The following is a 15,315-nucleotide window of genomic DNA, read 5'->3' on the forward strand; positions in this document are numbered from 1 at the left end:
TCAAGCTGACCAGGAAAGGCTCTAGAGCGGAAATAGGCTCGTCAATGGCATGTGCGCCTTGACGATCGGCGATTTCAGAACGACGAAGCTGAAATACTTGTCGATGCCGATCTCCATGTCGGAGAGCCGCTCCATGATCGTCTGGTACTCGCCGATCCCGGCCGTCACGAATTTCAACAGATAATCGTAGCCGCCGGAGACCAGATGACATTCGATCACCTGGTCGATCTTCTCGACCGTCGTCAAAAACCGGGCGAAATCGATCTGCCGGTGGTTCTTCAGGGTGATCTCGGTGAAAACGGTCAACGTCTGTCCGAGCTTGGCGACATTGATCTGTGCGGAGTAGCCCTCGATATATCCTTCCGACTGCAGCTTCTTCACCCGCATCAGGCAGGGGCTCGGCGACAGGTTGACGAGCTCGGCGAGCTCGACATTGGTGACGCGGCCATTCTTCTGCAATTCATGCAGAATTTTTATATCGATCCGGTCGAGTTTCATCGCTCCACTCCGCCTGTCGAACCTGCTAACGCCGCAGCATATTGTGCCGCCACTTTCCCAACACTAACACATTGGAGGTTCGAGTCGATCGCGTTTCGGGGGCTCGGGGAGGGACGAACGGGATGCGGCTTGGCCTAAGACAGCATTTTATGCTGCCCCTGACCGGAGACGCAACGATGTGTGACACCCCGCGGCCGTGTTCTAGATATTGGAGGAATGGATCGCGTCGCAGACGGCCTCCGTGACCTCTTTGGTCGTGGCGGTGCCGCCGAGGTCGGGGGTGAGGATGCCCGCGCCGGTGACCGCTTCGACGGCGCGCATGAGACGAGCCGCGGCCTCCTGCTCGCCGAGATGGTCGAGCATCTGCGCGGCGGTCCAGAAGCTCGCGATAGGGTTGGCGATGCCCTTGCCGGTGATGTCGAAGGCCGAGCCATGGATCGGTTCGAACATCGAGGGAAAACGCCGCTGCGGATCGATATTCGCGGTGGGGGCGACACCGATACTGCCGGCCAGCGCACCGGCGAGGTCGGAGAGGATGTCGGCATGCAGGTTGGTCGCGACGATCGTGTCGAGGCTCTGCGGCTTCAGCGTCATCCGCACCGTCATGGCGTCGACCAGCATCTTGTCCCAGGTGACGTCAGGGAACTCTGCAGCCACCTCGGCGGCGATCTCGTCCCACATGACCATGCCGTGGCGCTGGGCATTCGATTTGGTCACGACCGTCAGCAACTTGCGCGGCCGCGCCTGCGCCAGTTTGAAGGCGTAGCGCATGATGCGGGTGACGCCGACGCGCGTGAAGATGGCGACCTCGGTCCCGACTTCCTCGGGCAGGCCGCGATGGGCGCGGCCGCCATGGCCGGAGTATTCGCCTTCGGAATTCTCGCGGACAATCACCCAGTCAAGATCGCCCACACCGCAGTTGCGCAGCGGAGGGGTAATGCCCGGAAGGATCTTGGTCGGCCGGACATTGGCATATTGGTCGAAGCCCTGGCAGATCGGCAGTCTGAGCCCCCAGAGGGTGATGTGGTCGGGAACATCCAACGCGCCGACGGCACCGAAATAGATCGCGTCGAATTTCTTCAGCCGCTCAAGTCCGTCGGACGGCATCATCACGCCGTGCTTCTTGTAGTAGTCGGAACCCCAGTCGAAATTTTCGATGGCGAACCTCACGTCGCCGAGACGTTTTTCCAGACTTGCAAGCACCGTGCACCCGGCAGCAATGACCTCAGGTCCGATCCCGTCGGCGGGGATGGCTGCGATTGAGTATTCACGCATCGATTTTCTCCCGTAACATCTTCCGCAGGTCTTATCCGCTGAGGCCTGCGCGCTCCTGTTTGCGGCAGCCGGCCTGCACCGTGATATCACCCAGGTCGCCGATGAAAAGCAAACCATCGTCAGCATGGTTGCGGGCGGCCTCGGTCTCGCCGTCGTCCCACGATGGACATCCTCTCTTGCCTCTGCCGGGGTTCGCTTTTTGCCGGTGCAAGAGGAAGCCGGGCGACCGACGCCGAAACTGCCGCTGGCGGTGGCATGGATGAAGGCAGCCGGTGATCCGGAGAGTGATGCTCTGCTCGATCTCCTGAGGCGCAACCGCGAAAGATATTCGGCATCGGCCTGAGCATGTTCATTCGCGATCGCGCCATCGCCGACTGCCGTTAAAAAGGCTCGCGGGCTAGCGGGCAATTCACGCCGATGATCTCGGCACAAGACGCCCAGGCAGAATAATCGTTTCGGCTTCGCGCTTGCCCGTGATCATTGCGACCATGGTGTCAATCATCTCATCGGCAGGCTGCTCGTAAGACGTCAGTTGATAAGCGGGAGCGGCGCTGAGCTCGATATTGTCGAAGCCGACGATCGCCAGGTCATGTGGAACGCGAAGCGCGAATTCGCTGCGGACCACATCCATTGCTCCGAGCGCCAGAATGTCGTTCTCGCACATCAGCACATCGATGCGCGAGGAGGGGGAGGTGGCGTTCAGATAGGCGCGCGCCACCTTAGCCCCGGCCTCGGCGCTGTAGCGCTCTGCAGTCAGCTCGACGACGCCTTCGACGCCCTTCCGCTGCCAGAATTTCAAATAGTGATGTCGTCGGCCGAGCGCGGTCGACAGGGTCTGTCCTCCCGTCATGAAGCCCGGACGGCGATACCCCCTCTCGAACAGGTAATTCACAATTTCGCCGAGAGCGAGTTCGGCATTGCAGGCGACGGCGGGAACGCCGGGGATTTGGCTATCGCGCGCAAGGACGAACATCGGCGGAAAACCGGGGCCAAGCCGTTGACTACCCAGCGTTTCCTCACGAAAGGCGGTTCCGAACAGAATGACGGCGTCGAACTGGCGCTGATCGGCGTTGATCAACGCATGAATGTGATCGAAATGGCGATTGATATTGATCAGGACGGTCAGCAGACCCTCCGCCTGCAAACGCTCGGTCAGCATCTCCAGAACGGGGAGCTTATGTGGGTTGGCGAAGTCGTCGACGAAGACGGCGACCTGATGCGTGATGTTCGTCGCAAGGCTGCGGGCAAGCAGGTTGGGTGAGTAATTCAGAGCCTCTGCCGCCCGAAGCACTTTCTGTCGGCTGGCATCTGTAATCGACGCACCGGAAGTGAAGGCGCGGATGACCGTCCATTTCGATACGCCAGCGGCTTCCGCCACCTCTTTTGCTGTCGCCCGCTTGCGCATTTGCCGCCTCCTTGATTGGAATGAATATTCCACAAAAAAATAAAAATGGAATGGATGCTTGATTTTTGTCGAGGATAAAGTAATTTTGCTCCGCTTGCTACCGGGTGCAAATGGAGTTGCAACCGGTAGCATTGGGAAGATCCACCCGGTGGATCGTTTTGGGAGGGTAAAATGAAATTTGGTCTGAAATCACTTTTCGCAGGCGCCGCCTTTGCGGCCGCGATCATCGGGTCTTCGGCACTTGCCACTGCCGCCGACATTCGCATCGTTGCCGTCACTCACGGTCAGGCCAACGACCCATTCTGGTCCGTCGTCAAGAACGGCGTGAGCGCGGCGGCCAAGGACATGGGTGCCAGTGTCGAATATCGTGCTCCGGAAACTTTCGACATGGTGTCGATGGCGCAGCTTATCGATGCTGCCGTCAATCAGAAACCCGATGGGCTGATCGTCTCCATTCCAGACGCCTCGGCGCTCGGTCCTTCCATTAAGAAAGCCGTCGCTGCCGGGATCCCGGTCATCTCAATCAATTCCGGCTCCGATGTTTCGAAAGAGTTGGGAGCGCTTCTGCATGTCGGTCAGGACGAATATACCGCCGGCAAAGCCGCCGGCGCAAAGCTCCACGATCTCGGCGGCAAGGAAGGCCTGTGCGTGAACCAGGAAGTCGGCAATGTTTCGCTCGATCTGCGTTGCAAGGGCTTTGCCGATGGTTTCGGCGGCAAAGTCACGGTGCTTCCTGTCAGCAACGATCCGGCCGATGTTCGGGCGAAGGTCAAGGCAGCGCTGAGTTCCAACTCGACCGTCGATACCGTTATGGCGCTCGGCGCCAGCACAGCTGGTGAGCCGGCCTTGGCAGCCGTCGAAGATGTCGGCATGACCGGCAAGATCAAGGTGGCAACCTTCGACCTTTCGGCTGATTTTCTGAAGGCGGTGGCAGACGGCAAGGCCGCTTTCGCGATCGATCAGCAGCAATTCCTTCAGGGTTATATGCCTGTCGTGTTTCTGGCCAATTACGCCAAATACGGGCTCATCCCAGGTGGCAACGTCCCCTCCGGTCCGAACCTGATCACCAAAGAAAAGGCCGCTCAGGTAGTCGATCTTTCCGCTAAGGGGATCCGCTGACCGAGATTGCCGAAAGGCATCCTCCCCGAAGTTCCTCCCCGTTATCGGGGAGGGGCTTTGGTTTGATGGAACGCGCTGCGAGGCAGCGCAGATGAAGCGCTAAATTACATTCACAGGGAGGAATCATGGCTTCGCTTGAGCAGAAAGCGGCGGTCGCGCCGAAAGCCGATGAGCGTATCAAGCAGGTGGGCTTTCTGACGCAACTGATGCGTCGGCCCGAGCTTGGAGCCGTGGCCGGCCTGGTGCTCGTCATCGTATTTTTCTTTCTCACCGCAGACCCCACAATGTTTTCGCTTTCGGGCGTAATGACGATCATGGCGCCGGCTTCCCAATTGGGGATCCTCGCCATCGCGGCCGCACTTCTAATGATCGGCGGCGAGTTCGATCTCTCGATCGGTTCTATGGTCGCGTTCGCTGGACTGGTCTTTGGTGTCATCCTGACCAACTTCGGTCAGCCATTGTCGGTCGCCATCGTGATGACGATGCTTTTCGCCGCCTTCATGGGCGCGATCAACGGACAGATCGTGATCCATACGCGTCTGCCATCCTTTATCGTGACGCTGGCGTTCCTCTTTATTCTCCGCGGTCTGACGCTCGTCGGCCTGAAATGGGCAACCGGTGGCTCGACACAGCTCCGCGGCATCAGCGACCATGTCAAAGACAGCCCGCTGCTTGGAATTTTCTCCGGCGAAGCCCTGAAGGGCGCCTTCCTATGGCTCGCGGATCATGATCTGATCGACAAGTTCCCCAATGGCGTGCCGAAGGTCACGGGCGTTCCGGTTTCCGTCTTGTGGTTCGCAGCCCTTGCCCTGCTGGCGACCTGGGTCTTATTGCGTACGCGCACCGGCAACTGGGTCTTTGCGGCCGGCGGCGATCCCAATGCGGCGAGGAACTCGGGTGTCCCGGTCCACAGGGTTAAAACCGGCCTCTTTGCGCTGACGGCATGTGCGGCGGCACTCGTTGCGATCATCACCGTACTCGATGCTGGTTCCACCGACGCCAGGCGCGGATTTCAGAAGGAATTCGAAGCCATCATCGCAGCCGTTATCGGCGGGTGTTTGCTCACCGGCGGCTACGGCTCGGCGATCGGCGCCTTCTTCGGTGCGATTATCTTCGGCTCGGTTTCGATCGGTCTGACCTATACCAAGTTCGACTCCGACTGGTTTCAGGTGTTCCTGGGCTCAATGCTGTTGCTGGCCGTGCTCTTCAACAATTTCATTCGCCGCAAGGTTACTGGGGAGCGCTGATCATGGTTGACGTCAACATCCGAACTCCGGTCATCGAAGTGGCCGATATCGTCAAGCACTACGGTTCGGTGATCGCATTGAACGGCGTGTCAATGCAGGTCTCAGCCGGGGAGGTGCTTTGTCTTCTGGGAGACAATGGCGCGGGCAAATCCACGCTGATCAAGACGCTATCCGGCGTTGTCCGCCCGAGTGGCGGCGAGTTCCGGGTGGAGGGAAAGCCGGTCGATTTCAGAAGCCCCAGGGATGCACTCGATGCCGGGATCGCGACCGTCTACCAGGATCTTGCGATGATCCCCCTGATGTCGATCACCCGCAATTTCTTCATGGGGCGGGAACCTCGTAGAGGCGTCTTCCCATTCCGCCACATCGACTTCGATCACTGCAATGATGTCACGCGCGAGGAAATGCGCAAGATCGGCATCGATATCCGCGATCCCAACCAGGCCGTCGGCACGCTTTCCGGCGGTGAACGCCAGTGCGTGGCCATCGCACGAGCCGTCTATTTCGGCGCCAAGATCCTCATCCTGGACGAACCGACCTCGGCGCTCGGTGTGGCTCAGACCTCAATGGTGTTGAAATACATCCATCAGGTCCGGCAGAAAGGATTGGGCGTTATCTTCATTACCCACAATGTCCGCCACGCCTATGCGGTGGCCGACCGTTTCACCATCCTCAACCGCGGTCAAACGCTTGGCACATACGCAAAGGCGGACATCGCCATGGACGAACTCCAGAACCTGATGGCCGGTGGCAAGGAGCTGCAGCAGTTGTCCGAGGAACTCGGCGGTACGATCTAGACCGCGGTCACACCACAAGCGGTTCGACCGTTGCAAAAAAGCAATCGCCTCTCATTCACGCAATAACGATGGAACACGATCATGAACGATCGATCACGAGATGACCTGCCAACGTTTACACTCGCCGCCTGCGCGGAAATGCTCTGGCGCGACAAGGCGATCGAGTGGCGGGCCTCCCGCCTTAAGGAAATGGGCTTTGGCGTTGGTCTATGGAATTGGCCGGATCACGATCTGAGCAAGTTGGAAGCAACCGGCGCGACTTTCACAATTATGAACGGCTATCTCTCCGGCCGTCTGACCGACGACGAAGGTGCCGCCGAACTTCTCAAGACGGCACGCGAAACGGCGCAGATCGGTAAGCGGCTCGGCGTGCAAAGGCTCAATCTGCACGGCACAGGTCTGGGAGATGGAGGCCTGCCGGTCCAGCCGGTCGAAGTCGTGACCGGCGCCATGTGGTTGAAGGCGCGCGACACCCTCTGCCGTGTCGTCGACATGGCCGAAGAAGAAGGCGTCACCTTCACGCTCGAGAACCTCAACCTGCCGGTCGATCATCCGGGCGTGCCATTCGGGCGCGCCGAAGACACGCTGGCGCTTGTCTCGAGCGTCAATCATCCGCGGCTCCGCCTTAATCTCGATCTCTACCATGCCCAGATTGGCGAGGGAAACCTGATCGAGCTTTGCCGCAAATGCCTGCCTTGGATCGGCGAAATCCAGGTGGCCGATGTGCCCGGCCGCTGCGAGCCAGGGACTGGCGAGGTCAATTATAAGATGATCGCACGCACGCTCAAGGACATGGGCTATCGCGGCGCCATCGGCATGGAGGCCTGGGCGTCCGGCGACGATGAGGCGGCGCTCGACCGCTTCCGCGATGCCTTCACGGTTTGAACGATCCGACAGTTAACGCTTACAGATAACGGAGAAATATCGATGATCAGGTTTGGAGTGATCGGCGCCGGCCGGATAGGCAAGGTACATGCCGCCACCATCGCGGCGAACCCGAAGGCAAAGCTCGTTTATGTGGCCGATGCTTTCAGGGCCACGGCAGAGGCGCTTGCTGCCCAGACGGGCGCCGAGGTCGCTGAAGCGGAGGATATCATCAAGTCTCCAGCGGTGGATGCGATCCTCATAGCAACGCCGACGCCCAGTCATGCCGATCTCATCGAGGCGGCCTCGAAGGCCGGCAAGGCGATCCTCTGCGAAAAGCCGGTATCCTTGTCGGTCGAACGCATCAATGCCTGCCTCGACGTTGTCGAGAAGAACAATTCCACGCTGATGATCGGCTTCAATCGCCGCTTCGATCCCAATTTTGCCAGTGTGGAGGCGCGGCTGCGTCGCGGCGATGTCGGCGACATCGAAATCGTCACCATCACCAGCCGTGATCCCGCCCCGCCGCCAGCCGAATACGTCAAATCCTCCGGCGGCTTGTTCCGCGACATGATGATCCACGACTTCGATATGGCCCGCTTCCTCATGGGCGAGGAATTCGTCGTGGTAAACGCGCTTGGATCGTCTCTCGTCGACAAGGCGATCGGGGCCGAAGGTGATGTGGATACTGCCGCCGTGCAGATGCAGACGGCGTCGGGTCGTATCGCTGTCATCACCAATTCGCGCCGGGCAACCTATGGCTACGATCAACGCATCGAAGTCCATGGCGCTGCCGGCATGCTTGCGGCGCGGAATATCCAGGCAACCAGTGTGGAGCTTTCCAACGCAAGCGGTGTCAGCGGCGATCCCGTCCAATATTTCTTCCTTGAGCGCTACGCGCAGGCCTACGCCAACGAGATCAATGCCTTCATCGACGCAATCGACAATGGCCATCGGTCGCCGCGGCCGAGCGGGTTTGACGGATTGCAAGCTCAGAAACTCGCGGAAGCCGCAACCAAAAGCTGGCAGACCGGCAAACCGGTGACGGTCGATTGATGGAAGGGAACGGGTGCGAACCAATAGTGCTTCACGCGTTATCGGTTCGCACCCGACGCACCGGCTAACCTTTGCAGATCGTCGGATGCTACGCATGACCGGCAGATCCTAGATAGCGACCTTCAGGAGGCAGAAGCCAATGAAGCAGGCTAACGTTGGTCCTCCTCAGACATTGGAGGAGCTGAAATCTCTGATCGCGAGGCGTCAGATTGTCTTTCCCGATCGACTGGAGCAGGTTGCCAGACAAGTCATTGGACGACCGGAGATGGTTGCTTTCGAAAGCGCTGCAGAAATCGCGCGCATTTGCGAGGTATCTCAAACAACGGTGTTGCGCCTGGCGCAGCACTGTGGATTGCAGACATTCGCCGAATTGCGGTCGATGATGAGAAATCATGTTCGGAAGGCTGCCATCACTCACAGGTGACTAGGAGATAGAAGTCACCAATCGCTGTTCGTTGCGGAGCTGAGAGCGATCGGCATGCACAACGGCAACTTCAAAAGAGTGGGACGCTGAGATGGGTGACGACGGTATGTGATTGTAATCAAACGGCATATTTTTGTTCCATAATAACCCTTACGCCACTTTCTTTGTAGGAAGGTGGGCTGGTCAATTGGGGTGTCGCGCCGCTAATCGGCTTTGACAAAGGTTCCCTCCCTCCGGTTGCGCGTCCCTTCTTAATCGCTGCAAGTTTGCAGTCGCAGCGACGGGCCGCGCACCAATTCCCTTGCAGCGTGTAGTTTGTTGCTTGACTCAAAGTGGAGTAGAAAGTTTATTTGGGGCGTTCGGGTCGCTGCCCGACATCCTTTCCACGCTCATCTTCAGGGAGGCGAGCCATGGCAAATCACAAACCAACCGTGCCCAGCGTGTCGATCCACGACTACTCCCCAACGGAAGCCGTCGAAGGCAACCTGCTCGAAAGCGCTTCGGACGCAGATGGCGATCTGCTTCAAGTTCAGTTCGTCAACGGCATGAGAATCCCCAGCAAAGCCGGTGAGCCCGGATATCTTACGGTAGCGGGCGAGCACGGAACGCTGACGATTTGGAGCAACGGCAGCTATGCTTACAACGTCAACGACCCGGCAAGCGTCGAGCCTGGTGGCGTATTTTCGGAGAATTTTTCATTCAAGACCTCCGATGGAAATGGCGGTACTGACGTCAGCAATCTCCACATCGCCGTCAACGCCCCGCCGCAAGGGATGTACGCTATCGATTTCGAAAACGCCCCTAGGGAATATCCCGGGCAGCCTGATATCGCCTCGGGCTATGCAGGCTTCAAATTTGGCGACAAACTTGACGGCAATCTCTGGGAGGTCGCCGAAGCCAACGGCAACGAGTACGTCGTCAGCAATCCCTACAATCCCTTTTTCAATCACGCTGACGGCAAGCTCTTCACGATAGAGGGCGTCGACGTAGCAACCAATTTCGACCCTGGTTACGAAGGGGTCGATGCCCTCGTGACCTTTGAGGGTTATATCGGCGGCAACAAGGTGAGCGAGATGGCTGTTACGGTCTATGGAGACACGATTGCCGACGGCCAGCATATCTCATTGGAGGCCCTCGGAGCAGTCGACTTCGTCCGCTTCGATATTCAGCCTGACGTAGAGCCTACCGGCTTTCCGCAACTCGCATTTGACAACTTCACCGTCCTGGTCTGACCATTGACAGAAAGGCGGCTTTGCGCGATCCGCACCAACTGGCGTGCGCTTGGCAACCACTCATCATCGCCTGCTCCTAGTCAAACATACAGGGCGTTCCCGAACGCTTTCAGCGCCGCCTCCATGACCGCTTCGCTGCGGGTCGGATATTGCTTGGACTGGTCGACACGGTGTGCTCCGAGTATCTGGCGATCCTTGCGCGGAATAGCGGGTAGCAGCGTTGTGTGAATGCCTTTTGTACGTACCATTCAGTTAAACTAACCGTGCAAGCGAAGCCTTGAGGTTGGCGTTCTTCGCTTGTTCGGAAATCCTGAGACACCTCTTCTTTTTCTTTGTAATTTCCGACATATATTAAATATTATGTACGTTCCGCAGATTGTCACGCGCGGATTAAGGTGTTGGCGATGGCAACCGCCAATCTTCACTTTGTTGTTTTTGCTGTTCTCAGCCTTGGGCTTCGTCGCACCGTCGGCGTCCAGCCGCGTTGCTGTCGTCCTCAAGGTGAACGGCGCCATTGGGCCTGCGATAGCTGACTACGTGATACGAGGCATTCAGCGTGCTGGCGAACGTGGAGCGGTCTTGGTCATTCTGCAAATGGACACACCAGGTGGTCTTGACACCTCCATGCGGGAAATCATTCGCGCGATCCTTGCCTCACCAGTGCCTGTCGCGGGCTTCGTCGCACCGAGCGGGGCACGGGCTGCCAGCGCCGGCACCTATATTCTCTACGCAAGCCACATTGCGGCAATGGCGCCTGGGACCAATCTAGGTGCGGCGACACCAATCGCGCTCAGCGTAAAGCCTTTCGGCGGTGATGCGGAACCCGAAAAGAAGCCGGGCGAACCTAGTGACAAGCAGGCAGAAGCTCCGGGCAATGCCAGCGAAGCAAAAGCCGTTAACGACGCAGTCGCTTACATTCGCGGGCTTGCGGAATTGCGCAATCGCAACGCCGACTGGGCAGAGCGTGCCGTGCGCGAAGCTGCGAGCCTTTCATCCACTGCGGCAGTGCGCGAACATGCCATCGATTTCACGGCAGTTGATGTCAACGATCTCCTTGCAAAGGCACAAGGGCAGGTGGTGCGGGTCGGTCAAACGGACGCCCGGCTCGATACCTCCGGTTTAGTCGTGCAGGAATTCGAGCCCGACTGGCGCACGCGCCTGCTTTCCGTCATTACCGATCCGAACATCGCAATCATCCTGATGATGGTCGGGATCTATGGCCTGATCTTCGAATTTCTCGCACCTGGGACAATGCTTCCTGGCACGATCGGCGGCATCTGCCTCCTCCTTGGTCTCTATGCCCTGGCATTGCTGCCGGTGAGTTTTGCCGGCCTTGGGCTTATTTTCCTCGGCGTGGGATTGACTGTGGCTGAGGCGCATTCGCCAAGCTTCGGCGCTTTCGGCATTGGCGGCGGGTTGGCCGTGATCCTGGGAGCAACCATTTTGTTTGATACCGATATACCCGGCCTGGAAGTGTCGCGCGCCCTACTGGGCGCAATTGCATTTGCTGCTCTTGCTTTTAGCCTTGTCGTTGCTCGCCTGGCGTTCACCTCGCGCTTGCGCCGGGTTGCCACCGGTGCAGAGCAGATGATTGGCATTTCCGGTAAAGTTGAGAGCTGGATGGGGCTCACGGGGTATGTCATCGCACATGGCGAACGCTGGAAGGCGGTTTCCGCCGAACCACTTGTTGCCGGTGACCCTGTCAGCGTGACCGGCCGCAATGGGCTGGCTCTCGAGGTCGCCAGCCGTCCTAAGGACACTTAACGGCACTCAGCAAGCAGGAGGAGAAGTCATGGATATGTTTGCAGATCTTGCCTTCTATTTGGTGGCCATCGTCATTTTGGTCGCCATCCTCGCATCCGCGGTTAAAATCCTGAGGGAATACGAACGCGGCGTCGTGTTCACACTTGGCCGCTTTACCGGAGTCAAGGGACCCGGCTTGATTCTGCTCATCCCCTATGTCCAGCAGATGATGCGGGTCGACTTGCGCACGCGCGTACTCGATGTCCCTAGCCAGGACGTCATCTCACATGACAATGTCTCGGTTCGTGTCAGCGCGGTGATCTATTTCAGGGTTATTGACCCCGAGAAGTCGACCATCCAGGTCGAGGATTTCATGATGGCAACAAGCCAGCTTGCCCAGACGACGTTGCGCTCCGTGCTCGGCAAGCACGACCTCGATGAGATGCTGGCAGAACGTGACAGGCTCAACTCGGATATTCAGGAAATCCTTGACACTCAGACGGATGCTTGGGGAATTAAAGTAGCCACTGTCGAGATCAAACATGTGGATATCAACGAGTCGATGGTTCGTGCAATTGCTCGCCAAGCGGAAGCCGAACGCGAACGCCGCGCAAAGATCATTAATGCCGAGGGCGAACAGCAAGCTGCAGCGAAGCTACTAGAAGCGGCCGAAATTTTGGCCAGGCAGCCGGAGGCGATGCAACTTCGTTACTTGAGCACTTTGAACGTCATCGCCAGCGAGAAGACTTCGACGATTTTATTCCCCTTCCCGATGGAGTTCGGCAATCTGATGGCCATTAAGCCGAAGTGATCGAACGGCTCTGGCGGTGCTCCGTCGGGCGCGACTTTGCGCGAGACGATAGCTGTCGCCATTCATCTCGAGGATGTTGACGTGGTGGGTGATACGATCGAGTAGCGCACCGGTCTTGGAGAGCGGCACGAAGCCCAACTCATCGATGATGAGAAGCTGGTAGGTCCGGCGGAACACCGCCACCCCGTGGTCTTGGTCAGCTCGGCTCAGATGTGCAAAGCGCTTCCCAAAGCTTTCAGCGCCGCCTCCATGACTGCTTCACTGCGGGTCGGATGGGCGTGGATGGTGCCGGCAATATCTTCCAGGCGCGCACCCATTTCGATCGCCAGCGCAAAGGCCGCCGAGAGTTCGGAGACCCCTGCTCCCACAGCCTGCAGGCCGAGAACGAGATTGGTGTCGGCGCGGGCGACGACGCGCACGAAGCCCTCCTCCGACAGCATGGTCATCGCCCGTCCGTTGGCGCTGAACGGAAACTGGCCGGTGCGGATTTGATAGCCCTGCGCCTGCGCCTCCGCCGGCGAGAGGCCGGCGCTGACAATCTCCGGATCGGTAAAGCAGATGGCGGGAATGCAGCGCTTGTCCCAGGCCCGCTTCTTGCCGGCGATGATCTCGGCTACCATCTCGCCTTGCGCCATCGCCCGATGGGCCAGCATCGGCTCGCCGGTGACGTCGCCGATCGCATAGATGCCGCGCATGGAGGTGCGGCAGCGATCGTCGATCCTGAGATAAGGGCCGGCGCGATCGAGATCGAGCTCTTCGAGACCGGAGCCTGCCGTCCTCGGGCGGCGGCCGACGGTAACGAGGATGCGGTCCGCCGGCAGGCTCTCTCGCCGGCCATCGGATGTTTCGACGATCAATGTCTCGCCATTATCGGCAAGGCCGATCGCCTTCGCACCTGTCAACACCCGGACGCCGCTTTCGGTCAGCTTGCGCATGACGGGCCGCACCAGCTCGGCATCATATAATGGCAGCACCTGTGGCGTTGCCTCGACCACCGTCACCTCCGATCCCATCTTGGAAAAGGCCGTGCCAAGCTCCAGCCCGATATAACCGCCGCCGACGACGACAAGTTTTTTCGGCAGCTCCGTCAGCGACAGCGCCTCCGTCGAGGAGATCACGCGGCCGTCGAACGGCAGGTTGGCAAGCTCCACCGGATCGGAACCGGTGGCAATCACCACGGTCTCGGCGCGGATGATCTGCTGGCCGGTCTCCGTCTCCACCTCCACCGTCTTGCCGTCGCGGAAGTGGGCCCGGCCATGGACGATCTTGACCCGCGCCTTCTGTAATAGCCCCGAGACGCCGCCTGTAAGCCGGCCGACGATGCCGTCCTTCCAGGCGATCGTCCTCAAAAGATCGATCGAGGCGCCTTCGACGCGGATGCCCATCGGGTTCTTGCCGACAAGCATCTTTTGCGTCGCGTCGAATTCCTCGGCCGCATGAATTAACGCCTTGGAGGGAATGCAGCCGACCGTCAGGCAGGTGCCGCCCGGCTTGCCGGCCTCGACGATGACCGTATCGACGCCGAGCTGGCCGGCGCGGATGGCGCAGACATAACCGCCAGGGCCGGCGCCGATGACGAGGAGCTTGCAGACGATTTCTTTCATGGCTCAGCCTTCGATGAAAATGAGCGCGGGCGATTCGAGCAGCGTACGGATGCGCTGCACGAAGGTTGCCGCATCCCAGCCGTCGATGATGCGATGATCGAAGCTGGAGGAGAGGTTCATCATCTTGCGCGGTACGAACTGCGCGCCGTCCCATACCGGCCGTGTGGCGATCTTGTTGACGCCGATGATCGCCACTTCGGGATGATTGATCACCGGCGTCGAGACGATGCCGCCGAGAGCGCCCAGCGAGCTGATGGTGATGGTCGAGCCCAAAAGCTCATCGCGGGTCGCCGTCCCCGATCGCGCCGCTTCCGCCAGCCGGTTCATTTCCGCCGCGCAATCCCAGATGCCGCGCGCTTCCGCATGCCGCACCACCGGCACGGTCAGACCGGCCGGCGTCTGCGTGGCGATGCCGATATGCACGGCGCTATGACGCGTGATGATGCCGGCATCGTCGTCGAAGGTGGCGTTGACGTCGGGCTGCCCGGAAATGGCCTTGACCAGCGCCCGCATCAGGAAGGGCAGAACCGTCAGCTTCGGATGATCCGGCCTGCGGTCGCCGTTCATGGTGGCGCGCAACTCCTCGAGCGCGGTCATATCCACTTCCTCCACATAGGTGATGTGGGGGATGCGCGAGGTGGACAGCACCATTTTTTCGGCGATGCGGCGGCGCAGGCCGGTCAGCTTGATCTGCTCGGTCGCCGTCTTCCTGGCAGAACCGTTCCTTGCCGTTGCCGGAGCGGCGCCCAGGGTCAGGAATTGCTCGATATCCTCGCGCAGGATGCGGCCGGCCGGTCCGCTTCCCTGCACCTGTCTGAGATCCACCCCCTTTTCCCTGGCAAACAGCCGCACGGAGGGCGCGGCAAGCGGCTTTTCAACCGGCGCTGGCGCAGAGGCCGGCGCTGCCGGAGTGGGCTTTGCAATCTCGACCTTGGCCGTTTCGGCAGGTGGCGTCTGCGAGATCCGCACGGGCTGGGCGTCGCCGTCGCCGACATCGCCCGCCGTCTCGATCCGCACCAGCGGCGCCTTGACCGCGATCCGGTCTCCGACCTCGCCGGCAAGCCAGATGACGGTGCCGTTGACGGGAGAAGGAATTTCCACGGTGGCCTTGTCGGTCATGACGGCGGCGATCACCATATCCTCGCGGACCGGATCTCCCGCCTTCACATGCCATTCCACCAGCTCGGCCTCGGCCACCCCTTCCCCGACATCGGGCATCTTGATGATGAATTCGCCCATG

Annotated in this window: 15 protein-coding genes and 1 pseudogene; 10 read left to right on the plus strand and 6 right to left on the minus strand. The window is 59.6% G+C overall.

Going from position 1 to position 15,315, the window contains the following annotated elements; genetic code table 11:
• Positions 1-21: 21 nt before the first annotated feature.
• Together HJB82_RS01365 and HJB82_RS01370 are read right to left on the minus strand one after the other, a co-directional pair.
• Positions 22-498, minus strand: coding sequence for an Lrp/AsnC family transcriptional regulator (locus HJB82_RS01365; RefSeq protein WP_007634620.1), 477 nt, complete (start codon positions 496-498; stop codon positions 22-24).
• Between the two features lie 201 nt (positions 499-699).
• Positions 700-1,773, minus strand: coding sequence for a tartrate dehydrogenase (locus tag HJB82_RS01370; protein WP_221139428.1), 1,074 nt, complete (start codon positions 1,771-1,773; stop codon positions 700-702).
• Positions 1,774-1,888: 115 nt separating this feature from the next.
• Here HJB82_RS01370 and HJB82_RS01375 point away from each other — a divergent pair, with 115 nt between their 5' ends.
• Positions 1,889-2,116, plus strand: coding sequence for a LysR substrate-binding domain-containing protein (locus HJB82_RS01375; RefSeq protein WP_409201822.1), 228 nt, complete (start codon positions 1,889-1,891; stop codon positions 2,114-2,116).
• Between the two features lie 66 nt (positions 2,117-2,182).
• On the opposite strand, the gene HJB82_RS01380 is transcribed toward HJB82_RS01375, so the two are convergent.
• Positions 2,183-3,178, minus strand: a complete 996-nt coding sequence (locus tag HJB82_RS01380) for a LacI family DNA-binding transcriptional regulator (protein WP_207585173.1) — start codon at positions 3,176-3,178, stop codon at positions 2,183-2,185.
• A 171-nt stretch (positions 3,179-3,349) separates the two neighbouring features.
• Between HJB82_RS01380 and HJB82_RS01385 the strand changes: the two genes are divergently transcribed.
• From HJB82_RS01385 to HJB82_RS01425, 9 genes are all read left to right on the plus strand, one after another.
• Entirely contained in the window at positions 3,350-4,297 is a 948-nt protein-coding gene (locus HJB82_RS01385; RefSeq protein WP_221114947.1) for a sugar ABC transporter substrate-binding protein, read from the plus strand.
• A 125-nt stretch (positions 4,298-4,422) separates the two neighbouring features.
• A complete protein-coding gene (locus HJB82_RS01390) occupies positions 4,423-5,544 on the plus strand; it encodes an ABC transporter permease (RefSeq protein WP_221114948.1) in 1,122 nt (373 codons plus the stop codon).
• A gap of 2 nt (positions 5,545-5,546) precedes the next feature.
• The gene (locus HJB82_RS01395; RefSeq protein WP_207584926.1) at positions 5,547-6,341 is read left to right on the plus strand and encodes an ATP-binding cassette domain-containing protein; all 795 of its coding nucleotides are present in this window, start codon (positions 5,547-5,549) and stop codon (positions 6,339-6,341) included.
• A gap of 81 nt (positions 6,342-6,422) precedes the next feature.
• Positions 6,423-7,226 (plus strand): TIM barrel protein, encoded by an 804-nt coding sequence (locus HJB82_RS01400; protein WP_207584925.1) that lies wholly within the window; start codon positions 6,423-6,425, stop codon positions 7,224-7,226.
• Between the two features lie 42 nt (positions 7,227-7,268).
• The gene (iolG, locus tag HJB82_RS01405) at positions 7,269-8,261 is read left to right on the plus strand and encodes an inositol 2-dehydrogenase (protein ID WP_221139429.1); all 993 of its coding nucleotides are present in this window, start codon (positions 7,269-7,271) and stop codon (positions 8,259-8,261) included.
• A gap of 139 nt (positions 8,262-8,400) precedes the next feature.
• On the plus strand, positions 8,401-8,685 hold the full coding sequence (locus tag HJB82_RS01410; RefSeq protein ID WP_221139430.1) for a MurR/RpiR family transcriptional regulator: 285 nt from the start codon (positions 8,401-8,403) through the stop codon (positions 8,683-8,685).
• Positions 8,686-9,095: 410 nt separating this feature from the next.
• Positions 9,096-9,917 carry an Ig-like domain-containing protein gene (locus tag HJB82_RS01415; RefSeq protein ID WP_221139431.1) on the plus strand — a complete coding sequence of 274 codons (822 nt, stop codon included), beginning with the start codon at positions 9,096-9,098 and terminating at the stop codon, positions 9,915-9,917.
• A 360-nt stretch (positions 9,918-10,277) separates the two neighbouring features.
• Positions 10,278-11,681 (plus strand): nodulation protein NfeD, encoded by a 1,404-nt coding sequence (locus HJB82_RS01420; RefSeq protein WP_207585172.1) that lies wholly within the window; start codon positions 10,278-10,280, stop codon positions 11,679-11,681.
• Between the two features lie 28 nt (positions 11,682-11,709).
• Positions 11,710-12,471, plus strand: coding sequence for a slipin family protein (locus HJB82_RS01425; protein ID WP_207584905.1), 762 nt, complete (start codon positions 11,710-11,712; stop codon positions 12,469-12,471).
• On the opposite strand, the pseudogene HJB82_RS01430 reads toward HJB82_RS01425, so the two are convergent.
• The 3 genes and pseudogenes from HJB82_RS01430 to HJB82_RS01440 form a co-directional block, all read right to left on the minus strand.
• Positions 12,418-12,633 (minus strand): annotated as a pseudogene (locus HJB82_RS01430) (ATP-binding protein); the annotation flags it as partial. The gene HJB82_RS01425 and the pseudogene HJB82_RS01430 sit on opposite strands and share 54 nt — an antisense overlap.
• Positions 12,634-12,677: 44 nt before the next feature.
• Complete coding sequence (gene lpdA, locus HJB82_RS01435) at positions 12,678-14,075, minus strand: dihydrolipoyl dehydrogenase (RefSeq protein WP_221114956.1); 1,398 nt, start codon at positions 14,073-14,075, stop codon at positions 12,678-12,680.
• Positions 14,076-14,078: 3 nt separating this feature from the next.
• Complete coding sequence (locus tag HJB82_RS01440) at positions 14,079-15,314, minus strand: dihydrolipoamide acetyltransferase family protein (RefSeq protein WP_221114957.1); 1,236 nt, start codon at positions 15,312-15,314, stop codon at positions 14,079-14,081.
• Position 15,315 lies beyond the last annotated feature (1 nt).

It is taken from the genome of Rhizobium sp. NZLR10, from assembly GCF_019685125.1.
Classification (GTDB): Bacteria; Pseudomonadota; Alphaproteobacteria; order Rhizobiales; family Rhizobiaceae; genus Rhizobium.